Source organism: Hydrogenophaga sp., assembly GCF_965657535.1.
Classification (GTDB): Bacteria; Pseudomonadota; Gammaproteobacteria; order Burkholderiales; family Burkholderiaceae_C; genus Hydrogenophaga.
The window spans coordinates 44,183-59,321 of sequence record NZ_CBFHOP010000004.1 but is presented as its reverse complement, the minus strand read 5'-3'; the positions used below and the strand labels follow the sequence as shown (position 1 = coordinate 59,321).

Below are 15,139 nucleotides of genomic sequence, written 5' to 3'. Positions count from 1 at the left end.
CGCCAATCAAAAAGACAGCGCCTGGCCCCGTACGTCAACCGATACCACCGGTTTGGCGAGTGCGGCACTGGCCGCTTTGGCAAAAGCCATGGCCCAGGGGCGGTGCGCCTCGTCCCGAAAGCGCTCTTCGCCAGCCGCCTGCGCCACACACAACACCTTGTCGGCCATCAGCACCTTGCCGGTTGACCGGATCGGGTCGCAACCCAAAAAGATGAATTGTTCGTCCAGCCAAGTGCGGGCCAGATCGTGCGGCATGGGCTGCACTTCCTCCAGATCAAAACGGTAGGTGGACGACTCACCCCAGGTCACGGTCACTTGACTGCGCATGCGGACAACTCCTTGGATACGGTGCAGGGTACTGAAAACTGCCTGCATTGTGCCTTGAGCACGGCAAGCTGACGCGATCAGGGGCTACCGGGCAAAGGCATGGACTCGGTCAGGTCGCCGGATACCCGCAGCGGCGAATGGTGCGCCTCTCTGAGGATGCTGGACGTTGCAAACACCTCGGAATGACCCGGACGGGTCATGACCGGGGTGTCGGGCAGCGCTTGGTCGAGCTGCATGGCCACCAGCGCGCGGCGCACCGTGGGCTCAGCACGCCGGGCGCTGTCGGGGTCGCTGGTGATGCCGCCAGCGCAGTACAACGAGGCCAGATGATGCGCCAACTCGGCAGCAGGCGCACCAGTGCGTTCATGCAAAGCATCCAGCGTGGCGGGCTTCACCATCAGTTCCCGCATGATGAGCAGGTGCAGATCGTCGAACCAGCGAGCCGGCATGGAAGGCACCCGGCGCAGGTAAATCGTTTGCTGGCGGTAGCGTGCAGGCAGCACATCGCGCAGGGTGCGCACCGCGTAGGTCCACATGACACGGTGCAGCGGCAGCCGGATGAAGGACGAAGGGATGTCGTTGGGCTGGGCCGGGCGGCGCACCCATTCGGCCATGGAAAGGTCCACCGGACGCGCCGGAATGAGCAGCCCCACCTGCCTGCGGTCCAGATCGATCACCGCCAGCAGCTTGTTGTCGTGGGTAACGTGGACCATACCCTCTTTGTATTGAGCCACGCGCTCAACCAGCTGCGCGCCAAGCGCGAACTGGGTGCGCAAAGGACGCAACCATGCCTCAAAGCGCTGCAGGCGCTGGCGCACACTTTTTTCGCTATCGGCTTCAAAGAACTCGGCTGACGCAAAGCCTTCGGGCAAGGGGCTGGCAAACGCCAGCGGTCGGTCCACCTCGGCCCGGTTGAGCGTGAGGCGCTCGCCCGTGCCGTGCGGATGGCGAATCACTACCGCGTCGCGCCCCAACACATCCACCGACTCACCGTAGATCATCCAGGCATCGGCCATGTGCGGATCGCAGATGCGCCACTCGGGCCAGCCCGGCTGTGCCTGAGACGCCGCCCAGGCCACCAGCCGCTGACTCAGCAACTCGGGAAACCCCAGCAAACCCAGGCGCAGCACCGGTTGTTCCACACACATTCCCTCAATTTTCGAACACACAGACCAACCAGCCCCTGTTTGCACACCCGTTTACAGACCCGTCGCCTTGCAGAATATCAAGGGGCTGCGTATCCGGCAATGGCGCTGTCTCTCAGCAGCGTCGCCAGCGCGCGCGCCGAGGGCACAAACGGGGGATGCGTCACATCAGCCGGCTTTTTGGCGGACGGTTTGAACCGCCTGCGACAGCACCTCCAGCGCTTGTAGGGAATCGCCCCAGCCGAGGCAGGCGTCCGTGATGCTCTGGCCATAGGTTAGCTTGCCCATGTCGTCTTTGCCGGGCGTGAACTTCTGCGCACCCGCCTCAATGTGGCTTTCAATCATCACACCGAACACGCTGCGCGAGCCGGCCGTGATCTGGCCCGCAATCTCGCGCGCCACATCCAGCTGCTTTTCATGCTGCTTACTGCTGTTGGCGTGGCTGCAGTCCACCATCAGGCGCGCTGGCAACTTGGCCGATTCGAGCTCTTTCACCGCAGCAGCCACGCTGGCTGCGTCGTAATTGGGCGCCTTGCCGCCGCGCAGAATCACATGGCAGTCCGGGTTGCCGTTGGTCTGCACGATGGCGACCTGGCCGTTTTTGTGCACCGACAGAAAGTGGTGACCGCGCGCCGCAGCCTGAATGGCATCGGTGGCAATCTTGATGTTGCCGTCGGTGCCGTTTTTGAATCCGATGGGTGCGGACAGGCCAGAGGCCAGCTCTCGGTGCACCTGGCTTTCGGTGGTGCGCGCACCAATGGCGCCCCAACTGATCAGGTCACCGATGTATTGCGGCGAGATCACATCCAGGAACTCGCTGCCGGCGGGCAAGCCCAGGCGGTTGATTTCAATGAGCAACTGGCGCGCGATGCGCAGACCTTCATCGATGCGGAAGCTTTCGTCCAGATAGGGGTCGTTGATCAGCCCTTTCCAACCCACGGTGGTGCGCGGTTTTTCAAAGTACACGCGCATGACAATCTCCAGCGTGTCGGCGTACTTGTCCCGCAGCGGCTTCAGGCGGCGGGCGTAGTCGATCGCGGCAGCCGGATCGTGGATGGAACAGGGGCCAATCACCACCAGCAAGCGCTGGTCTTTGCCATGCAGAATGTTGTGAATGCGCTGGCGGGTCTGGCTGATCAGGGCCTCCACCGGCGTGCCGCCGATGGGAAAAAAGCGGATCAAATGCTCTGGGGGAGGCAACACCGTGATGTCCTTGATGCGTTCGTCGTCGGTCTGGCTGGTTTTATCGACAGGGCGGGCATGCCAGGCATCGGCGCTGACGGGATTGGCTTGGGCATTCATCAAGGGACTCCTCGGGTTGATACAAACGAAAGGTGAAAAAAAACCGCCGGGCTGGTTGCTCCGGCGGTTTGATCGAGATTCGGTGGTGCGCTTACAGCCTCGCCTCTCGTCCGCCAAGGACTGAGAACCAAAAGTAAAAGGCAAAAGCCAAACGCGTTTTCATAGGCGTTCACTGTAGCACAGACGGCATGACACCCGTCTTACAGCGCCCCTTAGGCGGTACCGCCCACGGTGAGACCCTCAATACGCAAGGTGGGCTGGCCCACGCCCACAGGCACGCTCTGGCCTTCTTTACCGCAGGTGCCCACACCGCTGTCGAGCTTCATGTCGTTGCCGATCATGCTCACGCGGGTGAGGGAATCGGGGCCATTGCCCACCAAGGTGGCGCCTTTGACCGGGTATTGAATCTGGCCGTTTTCCACCCAGTAAGCCTGGCTGGCCGAAAACACAAACTTGCCGCTGGTGATGTCCACCTGACCGCCACCGAAATTGACGGCGTACAGGCCTTTTTTGATGCTGGCCACGATTTCTTCGGGGCTTTTGTCGCCACCGAGCATGTAGGTATTGGTCATGCGCGGCATCGGCACGTGGGCGTAGCTCTCGCGGCGGCCGTTGCCGGTGGGTTTCACCCCCATCAGTCGGGCGTTCATCGAGTCCTGGATGTAACCGCGCAAGATGCCGTCTTCGATCAACACGTTTTTTTGCGAGGGATGGCCTTCGTCGTCCACATTGAGCGAACCCCGGCGGTCCGGTATGGTGCCGTCGTCCAGCACCGTCACGCCCTTGGCCGCCACGCGCTGGCCAATACGCCCCGCGAAGGCGCTGGAGCCCTTGCGGTTGAAGTCGCCTTCCAGTCCATGACCCACGGCTTCGTGCAACAAAATGCCCGGCCAGCCTGAGCCCAGCACCACCACCATTTCGCCCGCCGGTGCCGGGCGTGCGTCCAGGTTGGTCAGCGCCGACATCACCGCCTCGTCCACATACTGCTGCACCATGGCCTCGTCAAAATAGGCCAAGCCAAAGCGCCCCCCCCCGCCCGACGAACCCACTTCACGGCGCCCTTTCTGTTCTGCAATCACCGTCACCGACAAGCGGATCAGCGGGCGCACGTCGGCGGCCATGGTGCCGTCGGCACGGGCCACCAGCACCACATCGTATTCACTGGCCAGCCCGGCCATGACCTGCACCACGCGAGGATCTTTGGCCTTGGCCATGCGCTCCACGGTTTCCAGCAGGGCCACTTTGGCGGTGCTGTCCAGCGTGCTGATCGGGTCCAGCCCCGGGTACAGCGAGCGCGACTTGGCCACTTTGGTGGAAGGCCTGCGCACCTTGCGCCCCTGGCCCTGGGCAGAGATGGAACGCACCGTGTGCGCAGCATCCAGCAACGCGTCCCAGGACAGATCGTCCGAATACGCAAAAGCGGTCTTCTCGCCGCTGACGGCCCGCACACCCACGCCCTGGTCGATGCTGAAGCTGCCGGTCTTGACGATGCCCTCTTCCAGGCTCCAGCCTTCGCTGCGGGTGTACTGGAAATACAGGTCGGCGTCGTCCACGCCGTGCGACATGATTTCACCCAGCGCACGCTGCAGGTGCGCGGTGTTCAGGCCATAGGGATCGAGCAAGAGGCTCTGGGCGCTGGCCAGACGGGCCAAGGTGGGTTCACGTGCAATCATGGCGCCATTGTATGAAGGACCGGCCGGGCGCGCCGGGGGCATGGTCTTGCGCGAAGGCGCCAGAGGGAGGCGACTGCTCAAGACTGCATAAGCCGCTTGGACTTGGCGATCGCCATCAACATGCCCAGCCCAACGCCAAGCGTGATCATGGCTGTACCGCCGTAGCTCACGAAAGGCAGCGGCACACCCACCACAGGCAAGATACCGCTGACCATGCCCATGTTGACGAAGGCGTACACAAAGATGTTGAGCGTGAGCGCACCGGCCAGCAGGCGGGAAAACAACGTGGGCGCCTCCAGCGCAATGATGAGGCCGCGCACCACGAGGAAAATGAACGCCACCATGAGACCCAGGGTACCCATCAGCCCAAATTCCTCTGAAAACGCGGCGTAAATGAAGTCGGTGGTGCGCTCGGGGATGAACTCCAGGTGGGTCTGGGTGCCCTGCATGAAGCCCTTGCCCCACAGCCCACCAGAACCGATGGCAATCATGCCCTGGATGATGTGAAAGCCCTTGCCCAGTGGGTCTTTGGACGGGTCCAGCAGCGTGCAAACCCGCTGGCGCTGGTATTCACGCAAAACCTTCCAGTCCACATCCGGGGCGCACCACTGCGGCTCCATGGCAATCAAAATAATGATGCCTACTGCACCAATGAGCAAGGGCGGCACGATGAGCTTCCAGCTCAAGCCGGCGAAAAAGATCACGAACAGGCCCGATGCCACCACCAGCAGGGTGGTGCCCAGATCGGGCTGTTTCAAAATGAGCGCTGCCGGCGCCGCCAGCAACAAGCCGGCCACCACGAAGTCGAGCGGCTTGAGCTGGCCTTCACGCCGCTGGAACCACCAAGCCAGCATCAGAGGCATGGCAATTTTGAGCAGCTCACTGGGCTGAATGACGATGCCCACATTGAGCCAGCGCTGCGCGCCTTTTTTCTCAATACCAAACAAAAACACCGCCAGCAACAGCGCCACACCCAGCACATACATGGGCACGGCCATCGCCATCAAGCGCTGGGGCGGCACCTGGGCCACCAAAAACATCACACCCAGCGCCAGCAGCATGTTGCGGCTGTGGTTGGCAAAACGGGTGCCGTGGTCAAAGCCCACCGAATACATCGTCATGAGGCCCAGCCCGGCCAGCAGCAACACGGCCAACGCCAACGGAAGATCAAAACCCTGAAAAATGGGTGCAATGCGTTGAAGCAGGTTGGGTTTGTCAAAAGCGGCGGCCATATGGCAATTATCCAGCCCAATGGGGGAAGGCACTTTTCAGCCCACGGGAATCAGGATCTCCACCACGGTCCGGCCCGGTGCGCTGGACACAGCGAGCGTGGCGCCAATGGCACTGGCGCGCTCCCGCATGGAAACCAGCCCCTTGCGGGGAAGCGCGGCGACGTCAAAACCTTGGCCGTTGTCCTCGATCCGAATACGGATGAAGGACGGCACCATGACAGCCTCGATTCGAAGCCAGGAAGCCTGCGCATGCTGCAGCACGTTGGACAGCGCCTCGAACACCATGAATTGGAGCTGGCGCATGGCCAGCCCATCCAGACGCTCCACCGGCTCCAGCCAATCGACGGCCCACTGCAACTCCACGTCAGATGCTGCAAAACGTGGTTCCAGGCGGTAGCGCAGGTTGGCCAGCAGCGCGGTGATGTCACCAGGCGGCAGGTTCATGGCATCGATCGTCAGCTTGAGCTGATCCATCGAGTCTCGAAGGGTTTGGAGCACGTCCTCGTCGCGCGCACGCCCCGATTGCAGCTGCCGAATGGCCGCACTGATGTGGGACCCCACGCCGTCGTGCATGTCGCGCAGGATACGGGTGCGCTCAGCAGCGCGCTCTTGCTCGCGCGCCAGAAATTCCAGCCGCTGGTAGCTGCCGTTGAGCTCCCGTTCCCGCTCGGCCATGCGGCTTGTCAGTGTGCCCATAAGCTCCCGAGCTTCGGCGCTGACGGCACGAAAACGCGCGATAACCACGTAACCCAGCGTCAGGCCGAACAGCACCGACGCGTAGTACAACAGCGAGTTGCTGGGGTAAGCAGGCTCGATGCGAAACACATACAAATCGCGCAAACCTACCAGCACATTGGTCACCACGGCGAGAGAGACCAGACGCTGCTGCAGCCCAGACAAACGGGCCGCGTGCACCACAAACCAGACACCAAAACCCAGAAAACTCGCACCCAGGGTGCCGTACCACAGCGTCAAAACCAAGGAATGACCCCAGCCCAAACCCCAGACGGCCACCACAGGTCCCAGCACCAACAGCAGCAGCAACCAGCGCCGAAAGCCGATCACCAAGGCACTTCGGCGCCATCCGGTGAGTTCCATGCAAAAGAACACCATGAAAACACCCCAAGCCCCCAGCGCCGCCACAGGCGGCACACCCCACCAGGGCCACGGCAGGGGCGGCGACTCGATGTGACCGTTGACCACGCGCAGCGACCAAGCCAGCTCGGCCAATGCGGCGTAGAGGTACAGCGGATCGCGCCGGACCTGCCCGTTCGGCCCCAGCTGCACCTGGGTAGCCCACAGGGCCAGCGCCACCAGCCCCACGACCAGGCTGAAGCCGGTCACCAGCAACGTGCCTGTGCTCTGCCAGAGATGCGCTTTTTTGAACAGCGGATAGACCTCATCCACCGGCCCAGCCACCAGCTTGGACAACCCCCCGTGCCGCCCGACATCGGCCCGAATACGAACCGACAGCACGTTGTGCCTGGACAAAGTCGCTTCCGGGATGTTCAGCAGGCGCGGCATGTGGCCCGCGTCACCCTGGTTGAAACGGCTCAGGTCGCCACCTTGATCCAACAGTTGTCCGTTGAGCCGAATTTCATAGGCATTGCCCATGCGCTGCACGTACAAGCCCCAAGGTTCAACGGGCACCTGCGGCAGGTCAAAGGTCAGCTTGAATGCCGCCTCGCCTTGGGCGCCCTTGTGGTTGCTGTCCCACACATACGGCAGCACCACCAACTTTTCGGTCGATTCGCCCCGCACCGTCACGGTGGCCTGCGCCTGGGTCAGCGTCAGCGTCAGCGGATCGGCCTGCGCCCAGGCAACCCACAGTGCAAGACACAAAAGCGATAAAACCCGCACGCCTGAAACGGCGCCATGGAGGCACAGTCCAGTCCACCGCGTTTGGCGCATCAGTCAGGGGGCAGCAAGCCCATGCGCGTGGCTTCGTAGACGGCCTCGCTTTTCGAATGCACAGCGAGCTTGCTGTACAAACTTTTGATGTGCGTCTGCACCGTGTGCACGCTCACCGACTGCAGGCGGGCGATCTCGTTGTAAGAGAAGCCGCGCGCAATCAGCCCCAAAACCGCCTGTTCACGCGCCGAGAGCACGCGCTTAGCGTCCATCGCCAGTGGTTGCAAGGCGGGCACAGACTCCTTGGTCAAACCATCACGACCGGATTGAAGCGCCAGAAACCTTGAAAGCACCCTTCGCGCGATCATGGGAGAAATGGGTGAGGCTCCGGCCTTCATGTCCAGAATGGTCTGTGCAATGTCATCGGGTGTAGCGTCCTTGTGGATGTAGCCCAAGGCGCCCGCTTCAATGCTAGCCAGCACATTGTCTTCATCCCCGAACATCGAAATCACCAGCGCCTCACACTGTGGATGGCGCAGCCGGGCATGGCGGATCACATCCAGGCCACTGCCATCGGGCAGCCCCAGGTCGGTCAGCAACACGTCCACCGGGTGGGACAAAACATCCAGGAAACCACAGGCAGACTCGACTGAGCCGCAGCACGCGGCCAGCGCCAGCCGATCGGAGCGCAGCACGCTGCTAGCAAAAAACGCCTGCATTTGAGGGTCGTCCTCAACAATCAATACATGCCACACCAGATGGGTCTCCAGACACCAAGCGAGACACGCAACGCGCCCCTCGGCTTCTAAGCATATAGACATTGGAATACACCAAACAGAACGCACCCCCAAAAAACGATAACTCAAGACCTAAATCCCATATTTATGGGATACACCTTCCCGCAGATCGCTCGTTCAATAGTTCCGTTGGTTCGACATTTTGAATGCGAATTGATGTTTACGAAACCAGGAGATTTCTGATGAAAAGAGAATTTGCAAAGTTGTCATTGGCCTTGGCCAGCGCAGCCCTGATGACCGTCGCCGGCTGCGGCGGTGGCAGCGACAAGCTCCCGGCCGATCCCGTCGTCACGCTGTCGGGTATCGCGGCAACCGGTGCTGCCTTCACAGACGCGGTCATCACCGTCATCGACAGCCGAGGCATCACGGTCGGCCAAAGCCAGCCCGTCGGCGCCGACGGCACGTACAGCATCACGCTGGCAGCGGCGGCCGTGGCACCCTTCGTGCTGGTGGCCAGCCGCACCGACGCCAACGGCGACACCCAATCGCTGGTCAGCGTGATTGCATCGGCCAACGTGACGACCGCCAATATCACGCCCATCACCACTTTGATCGCTTCGCGACTGTCCCCCTCAGGCGACCCGGCCAAACTGGCCAGCGAACTGGCCGCCGGAGACGCAGTCATCTCAACGCAGGCGGTGGCCGACACCGTGGCCGAGGTCCAGGCCATCCTGGCCCCCTTGCTCGCGGCCACCAGCACAGCCAGCTTCGATCCACTGACCGGAACGTTCAGCACCAACGGTACCGGCTACGACCGCTTGCTGGATTCGGTCAAGATCACCTTCCTGCCGGCTAGCGCGTCCTCGACCAACATCGAGATCACAGTCAAACAAGTCCTGGCCGACGGCGACCAGCCCACCAGCCTGAGTTTCAGCAGTGACACGGCCAACGTGGCGCCCTTGCCTGCGATCAATTCGACCACCCTCGTCGCAGATGGCACGTCGGCCAAGATCGCTACGTTCCTGAGAGAGCTCTCTGACTGCTATGCACTGCCGGTTGACCAGCGCGTCACAGGCGCGGTGGACTCCGACGAGCCGAACAACCGCACCGGCGATGCCACCGCAGTCACCGGCGCCGCTTGCCTGGCCGTGTTCTCAGGCAACGACCCCACCAGCTTCTTAAGCAGCGGAGGACGCGTGGGCCGCACCGGCGACAACCGCGGCGCCTTTGCCAGCCTGTTCCGTGGCGGCGCCACCAGCGTGGTGTTCAGTCAGGGCACGTACGAATTCACCCGCAGCAACGGTGACATCGTGGCAGGTTACAAGAGCCGTGACGCTGGGGGAAACGAAACCTATGACACCTTTGTATTGAAAGACGATGGGGACGGCAAGCTTCGCCTGATCGGCAACCAATACCGCTTCGGTGGCGGAGTGAAAGCCTACCAGCAGCGTCGAAACTTCATCACGCTGGGCCAACAAGCCTACGACTATTTCAGCACCGGCTACGTGACGGATGTGCCCAACACCCAGCGCAATAGCGGCGGCAACCTGTTCGATCGCGTGGTCGTGACCACACCCACTGGTGCCACACTGCTTCTCAAACCCAGCGGCGCGTCAAGCTTCCTGGGTCTGGTCAAAACAAACGGGCCCACAGAAACCGTCACGGGCACCAGCTTCGTTCGCCTGCGCAGCGAGTATGTGGACGGCGAAGCCAGCCGTCCTCACCCGCGCACGGTGGACCCCTCGCTGTTCTTTGTGGCCGCCGACCGCACCGAGGCGGAACTGGCGGCAACGGCATCGCAGGGCACTTGGAAGATGGAGTACTACACGACGGTGGACATCCCGGGGCTGGACGGTTTGTCCAACGGCGTGGACGAGCGGGTCACCCCTGTCGTGCAGTATTTCAAAAACCGTGCCCGAGCATTGACCGTTGGAGAACTGCGTACCCAGGGGCTGGCCCAGTTGACCCCTGACCTGATCGCCGAAATCCAATCCGGTGCCCGCACAGCGCTGGAATCTGCCCCGGGGCAGATCGTCTTCGACTCAGTAGACGGTGAAACGGCTGACATCTCATCGGGAGCCGGTAACGACGGCTGGTCTGTGGGTACTGGGCAGCTCCCTCCCACATCAATCACGCTGTTCGGTCGCTCGCCGACCAGCCTCAACTTTTCCGATTCGGTGGACGTGCGCTCAACCGTGCGCAAGGTGATGGTGCCTTGCTCGGTTCAAGGGATTGGCGACGACCATTGTTTCGATGGGGGGCCGGGCTTCGCGCTGAATACCCGACTCACAGGGCTGCATCTTTTCGCCCGCGACGCTGCCGGCAGAGATTACGCCAATTTCTACGCCCTCTACCAACTCGACATCGCACCCTGAAGCGCCACCACTGCTTCGGCAAGCCCTGCGGCTGCGGGGCTTTTTTTCGTCCCTATCATGGATGCATGACCCACACCACACACCTCCTGTACCTGCATGGCTTTCGTTCTTCGCCCCAGTCTATGAAGGCCCAAAAGGTGGCCGCCCGGGTGGCTTCGGAGCACCCCGGCGTGGTCTGGTGGTGTCCGCAGCTGCCGCCCTCACCCCTGCAAGCCATGGCGCTGGTGATGCAAGGGATTGCCAACTGGCCGCAGGCCTCGATGGCGGTGGTGGGGTCTTCACTGGGTGGTTTCTATGCCCGCTGGCTCGCACTGCAAACTGGCTGCACGGCCGTGCTGTTGAACCCGGCGGTGCAGCCAGCGCGCGATTTGCGCCGTTACATTGGCGAGCAAACCGCATGGCACGACCCAAACGCGCATTTTTTCTTCCACGCCCATTTTGTGGATGAGCTGATCGCACTGGAAGGCGACATAGCCAGACTGGCACCGCTGCACCCAGCCACGCCAGAGCGCCAATGGGCCATCGTCGCTCAGGGCGACGAGGTGCTGGACTGGCGCGAGATGCTGGCGTTTTGCGCCGGCGGCGCGGTGCGCCTGCTGCCGGGCAGCGACCACGCCATCAGCGACTTTGACGAGCACATCGACGCGATGTTCGGGTTTTTGAACCTCACAAACTGATTCCGCCGGGCCAAAACCGCCCGCATGGGACAATCTCGCGCATGCACATTTTGTTTGATGAAGCCGGCAAACTGCTGACCGGCCGCCTCCTGTCAGAGGCCGAAAGCTCGCTCCAGGTTGAGCTCGATTCCGGTAAGCGCGTGAAGGTGAAGGCAGCCAACGCCTTGCTGCGCTTTGAAAAGCCCGCACCTAGCCAGCTCATGCCGGCCGCCACCGCGCTGGCCGACAGCATGGAGCTGGAACTGGCCTACGAATTTGCTCCGGAAGAAGAGTTCGGCTTTGCCGACCTGGCGCGCGAATATTTCAGCACCAGTGCGGGCACCGAGCAGCAGGTGGCAGCGCTGCTGTGCCTGCACGGCGCGCCCCACTATTTCCGGCGCGCTGGCAAAGGCCGCTACAAAAAAGCCCCGGCCGAGATCCTGGCGCAAGCGCTGGCCGCGATCGAGAAGAAAAAACAGGTCCAGGCGCAAATTGAAGCCTGGGCCACCGAGCTGGCCAGCGGGCAATGCCCCGAGCCGGTGCGCCAGCAGCTCTACAAGATTTTGTTCAAACCGGACAAAAACGCGCCCGAGTACAAGGCGGTGGTGGAAGCTGCCCGCAACAGCCACACCGCGCCGCTGGCGCTGCTGCAAAACGCAGGCGCCATCTCCAGCGCCTACCAGTTTCACTGGCAGCGCTTTTTGTTTGACCAGTTCCCCAAAGGCACGGGCTTTCCGGCACTGCAGGCTCCGGTCATTGCCGACGATCTGCCTCTGGCGCCGGTGCAGGCGTTTTCGATTGACGACTCGCACACCACCGAGATCGACGACGCGCTCTCTATTCAAGGTTTGGGCAGTGGCACCGTCACGCTGGGCATTCACATTGCGGCGCCTGGGCTGGCGGTGCTGCCCGACGGCCCGATCGACCAGGTGGCACGCAATCGCCTGTCCACGGTGTATATGCCGGGCTACAAAATCACCATGCTGCCCGACGACGTGGTGCAGGCCTACACGCTCGAAGCCGGGCGCGATTGCCCGGCGCTGTCGCTGTACGTCACCTTGGACGAAGCCACGCTGGCCATCCAAGACCGCCGCACCGTGCTGGAACGGGTGTCGATTGCCCACAACCTGCGCCACGACAAGCTGGACACCGTGATCACCGAAGACTGGCTGACGGGTAAAGCGCCCGCCAGCGAAGCCATTGCGGAGGCACACATCGAAGCGCTGCAGCCGCAACTGGCCTTCATCTTCAGACTGGCACAACACCTGAAGGCGCAGCGCGAGGTGGTGCGCGGCAAGCCCGAAAACTTCTCTCGGCCCGATTACACCTTCCGCCTGGAAGGCGTGGCAGGCCATGAGCCAGCGGGCGACGAGAGGGTGGTCATCGGCACCCGCTCGCGCGGCGCACCTTTGGACCTGATGGTGGCCGAGGCCATGATTCTGGCCAACAGCAGTTGGGGCCAATGGCTGGCCGAATGCGGCGTGCCAGGCATCTACCGCAGCCAGGCCAGCCTGCAGCCGGGCGTGAAGGTGCGCATGGGCACCAAAGCGCAGCCGCATGCCGGCATTGGCGTGCCCAGCTACGCCTGGAGCACGTCGCCCCTGCGCCGCTACGTGGACATGGTCAACCAGTGGCAGATCATTGCCTGCGTGCGCCATGGCAAAACCGCTGCGCTGGCCGCGCCGTTTAAACCCAAAGACGCCAACCTGTTTTCGGTGATCAGTGCATTTGACGCTGCTTACTCGGCCTACAACGGTTTCCAGAACGGCATGGAGCGCTATTGGACGCTGCAATACTTGAAGCAAAACCAACTCAGCGAAGTCACCGCCACGCTGTTCAAAGACAACCTGGTGCGCGCCGACAACCTGCCGCTGGTGTTGCCCGTGATGGGTGCCGATGGCCTGCCCCGTGGCACCCATGTGCGCGTGCGGCTGGGCGAGGTGGACGACATCACGCTGGATATTCACGGCACGGTGATCGAGCGCCTAGATCTTGTGCTGGCGGACTTGCCTGAAGACAACGGCGACACCGGAGAAGACGACGAGGCGCTGGCAGCCCCGCTGGCGCTGGCGATTGACGTGGACGACGCCAGCGCACCGGGCGAAGCGGCGCCGACCGACAACGCCAGCTAGGCGCGTCCGGCAGCACCCCGGCCAGCAAGGATAATTTCGGCGTGAAAACGGTCCTGATGTTCTTCAAATACCTGAGCACGCTGCAACTCGCGCTGGCTGTGTCGGTGGCGGTGCATGCGGGCTTGCTGACGGTGCGTTTTGTCGACCCGGAAGGCTTCAACCGGGTGTTTCAAGACACGCCGCTGGAGGTCATTCTGGTCAACGCCAAGAGCGACGAGCGCCCTGAAAAGGCCCGAGCCATTGCCCAGGCCTCGCTGGCTGGCGGTGGCGACGCAGCCAAAGGCCGTGCCACGTCACCGCTGCCCCCCAACACGCAGGCCCGCCTGGGCGACACCACCGAAGAAGACGAGCAACAGATTGAAGCGCTCAAGGAACGGCAAAACCAGATCCTGGCACAGGTGCGCAAACAGCTGGCCAACATGCCTGCGCCCGACCTGGAAGCGGTGAGCCCCAACCCGGCCGCGGTCGAACGCGAGCAGAAACGCCAGGCACTGGTGAAGATCCTGGCCGAAATTGAAAAGCGCATCAACGAAGAAAACGAGCGCCCAAAGAAGCGCTACATCAGCCCGGCCACACGGGAAGAGGTGTATGCCATCTATTACGACGAATTGCGCCGCAAGATCGAAGACCGGGGCACCAGCAACTTCCCTGAAGCTGGCGGTCGCAAACTCTATGGCGAGCTCACCATGATCATCACCATCAACCACAGCGGCAACGTGCTGCACACCGAAGTGGTGCAACCGTCGGGCAACGCGACGCTGGACCGCCGGGCCCAGGCCATCGTGCGCGGACTCGACTTTGGCCGCTTCAGCGACAGCATGCGCCGCCGGGCCGACCAGATCGTGGTCGTTTCGCGCTTTCGGTTCACCCGCGACGAGACGCTGAAAACCCAGCTCTCCAGCCCATAAGACCACGCTGCCATGAAATCACTTGGACGTTGGGTGTTGTGGGTGTTGCTGGCCGGCGTGGCACTACAGATCTTCTTTGTGCTGCGCGTGGCGCTCATGGTGGTGGTGGACCCACACAGCACGGCGTTCATGCGCTCAGAGGCCTGGCGCATGGCAGGCGCCAGTGTTGGCAGCAACACAGCGTGGCGTTGGTCGCACGAGTGGGTCGACTACGACCAGATCAGCCCGCACCTCAAGCGCGCGGTCATGGCGTCAGAGGACGCCGGCTTTGCGAACCATGGCGGGGTGGACTGGACCGCGATCGAATCGGCTTGGAAGAAAAACGAACGTCGCCAGGAGCAGGCGGCCCAACGCGCCGAACAGATTGAACGCCGACTGGCCAAAAAACCCGCAGCTGCCGAGGCGGCGGTGAAGGCTATCAAACCCGCCAAAATCATTGGCGGCTCCACCATCACCCAGCAACTGGCCAAAAACCTGCTGCTCTCGGGCGAACGCAACCTGCTGCGCAAAGGCCAGGAGTTGTTGCTCACGCTCACCCTGGAAGCCCTGCTGAGCAAGCAACGCATTTTGGAAATCTACCTCAACAGCGTGGAGTGGGGCGAAGGTGTCTTTGGCGCTGAAGCGGCTGCCCAGCGGTATTTCAAGAAGCCCGCTGCCAAGCTCAGCCCGCAAGAAGCCGCACGCCTGGCCGTGATGCTGCCCAGCCCCAAGTTTTTTGAAACCCGCCAAAACTCGGCCTACCTGGCCCGGCGCACCAGCACCATCGTGGCCCGCATGGGCGACGTTCGCGCACCATGAACA

12 protein-coding genes are annotated in these 15,139 nt (G+C 62.4%); 5 read left to right on the top strand and 7 right to left on the bottom strand.

From position 1 onward, the window contains the following. Positions 1–6 precede the first annotated feature (6 nt). The 7 genes from ACTG4K_RS07865 to ACTG4K_RS07835 form a co-directional block, all read right to left on the bottom strand. The gene (locus ACTG4K_RS07865) at positions 7–327 is read right to left on the bottom strand and encodes a hypothetical protein (RefSeq protein WP_439113645.1); all 321 of its coding nucleotides are present in this window, start codon (positions 325–327) and stop codon (positions 7–9) included. Between the two features lie 77 nt (positions 328–404). Continuing rightward, positions 405–1,469, bottom strand: coding sequence for a hypothetical protein (locus ACTG4K_RS07860; RefSeq protein ID WP_439113644.1), 1,065 nt, complete (start codon positions 1,467–1,469; stop codon positions 405–407). Positions 1,470–1,640: 171 nt separating this feature from the next. Then, complete coding sequence (locus ACTG4K_RS07855) at positions 1,641–2,774, bottom strand: 3-deoxy-7-phosphoheptulonate synthase (RefSeq protein ID WP_439113643.1); 1,134 nt, start codon at positions 2,772–2,774, stop codon at positions 1,641–1,643. Between the two features lie 212 nt (positions 2,775–2,986). Beyond that, positions 2,987–4,447 (bottom strand): metalloprotease TldD, encoded by a 1,461-nt coding sequence (gene tldD / locus ACTG4K_RS07850; RefSeq protein WP_439113642.1) that lies wholly within the window; start codon positions 4,445–4,447, stop codon positions 2,987–2,989. A 77-nt stretch (positions 4,448–4,524) separates the two neighbouring features. Next, on the bottom strand, positions 4,525–5,679 hold the full coding sequence (gene rodA, locus ACTG4K_RS07845; RefSeq protein WP_439113641.1) for a rod shape-determining protein RodA: 1,155 nt from the start codon (positions 5,677–5,679) through the stop codon (positions 4,525–4,527). Positions 5,680–5,715: 36 nt separating this feature from the next. Next, entirely contained in the window at positions 5,716–7,521 is a 1,806-nt protein-coding gene (locus tag ACTG4K_RS07840; RefSeq protein WP_439113640.1) for a sensor histidine kinase, read from the bottom strand. A gap of 68 nt (positions 7,522–7,589) precedes the next feature. After that, a complete protein-coding gene (locus tag ACTG4K_RS07835; RefSeq protein ID WP_439114024.1) occupies positions 7,590–8,249 on the bottom strand; it encodes a LuxR C-terminal-related transcriptional regulator in 660 nt (219 codons plus the stop codon). A gap of 224 nt (positions 8,250–8,473) precedes the next feature. On the opposite strand from ACTG4K_RS07835, the gene ACTG4K_RS07830 reads away from it, so the two are divergent. The 5 genes from ACTG4K_RS07830 (at position 8,474) to ACTG4K_RS07810 (ending at position 15,136) form a co-directional block, all read left to right on the top strand. Continuing rightward, complete coding sequence (locus tag ACTG4K_RS07830) at positions 8,474–10,642, top strand: Ig-like domain-containing protein (protein WP_439113639.1); 2,169 nt, start codon at positions 8,474–8,476, stop codon at positions 10,640–10,642. 65 nt (positions 10,643–10,707) lie between these two features. Continuing rightward, a complete protein-coding gene (locus ACTG4K_RS07825) occupies positions 10,708–11,319 on the top strand; it encodes a YqiA/YcfP family alpha/beta fold hydrolase (RefSeq protein ID WP_439113638.1) in 612 nt (203 codons plus the stop codon). 41 nt (positions 11,320–11,360) lie between these two features. Then, the gene (locus tag ACTG4K_RS07820; protein ID WP_439113637.1) at positions 11,361–13,430 is read left to right on the top strand and encodes a ribonuclease catalytic domain-containing protein; all 2,070 of its coding nucleotides are present in this window, start codon (positions 11,361–11,363) and stop codon (positions 13,428–13,430) included. A gap of 56 nt (positions 13,431–13,486) precedes the next feature. Further along, complete coding sequence (locus ACTG4K_RS07815; protein WP_439114023.1) at positions 13,487–14,338, top strand: energy transducer TonB; 852 nt, start codon at positions 13,487–13,489, stop codon at positions 14,336–14,338. 12 nt (positions 14,339–14,350) lie between these two features. Next, complete coding sequence (locus tag ACTG4K_RS07810; protein ID WP_439113636.1) at positions 14,351–15,136, top strand: transglycosylase domain-containing protein; 786 nt, start codon at positions 14,351–14,353, stop codon at positions 15,134–15,136. The last annotated feature ends 3 nt before the right edge of the window (positions 15,137–15,139 follow it).

Excerpts from the sequence above, each read along its gene's own strand:
- ACTG4K_RS07865 (WP_439113645.1), bottom strand. The coding sequence starts at position 327 with ATGCGCAGTCAAGTGACCGTGACCTGGGGTGAGTCGTCCACCTACCGT.
- ACTG4K_RS07855 (WP_439113643.1), bottom strand. The coding sequence starts at position 2,774 with ATGAATGCCCAAGCCAATCCCGTCAGCGCCGATGCCTGGCATGCCCGC.
- tldD (WP_439113642.1), bottom strand. The coding sequence starts at position 4,447 with ATGATTGCACGTGAACCCACCTTGGCCCGTCTGGCCAGCGCCCAGAGC.
- rodA (WP_439113641.1), bottom strand. The coding sequence starts at position 5,679 with ATGGCCGCCGCTTTTGACAAACCCAACCTGCTTCAACGCATTGCACCC.
- ACTG4K_RS07835 (WP_439114024.1), bottom strand. The coding sequence starts at position 8,249 with ATGCAGGCGTTTTTTGCTAGCAGCGTGCTGCGCTCCGATCGGCTGGCG.
- ACTG4K_RS07830 (WP_439113639.1), top strand. The coding sequence starts at position 8,474 with ATGCGAATTGATGTTTACGAAACCAGGAGATTTCTGATGAAAAGAGAA.
- ACTG4K_RS07825 (WP_439113638.1), top strand. The coding sequence starts at position 10,708 with ATGACCCACACCACACACCTCCTGTACCTGCATGGCTTTCGTTCTTCG.
- ACTG4K_RS07820 (WP_439113637.1), top strand. The coding sequence starts at position 11,361 with ATGCACATTTTGTTTGATGAAGCCGGCAAACTGCTGACCGGCCGCCTC.
- ACTG4K_RS07815 (WP_439114023.1), top strand. The coding sequence starts at position 13,487 with ATGTTCTTCAAATACCTGAGCACGCTGCAACTCGCGCTGGCTGTGTCG.
- ACTG4K_RS07810 (WP_439113636.1), top strand. The coding sequence starts at position 14,351 with ATGAAATCACTTGGACGTTGGGTGTTGTGGGTGTTGCTGGCCGGCGTG.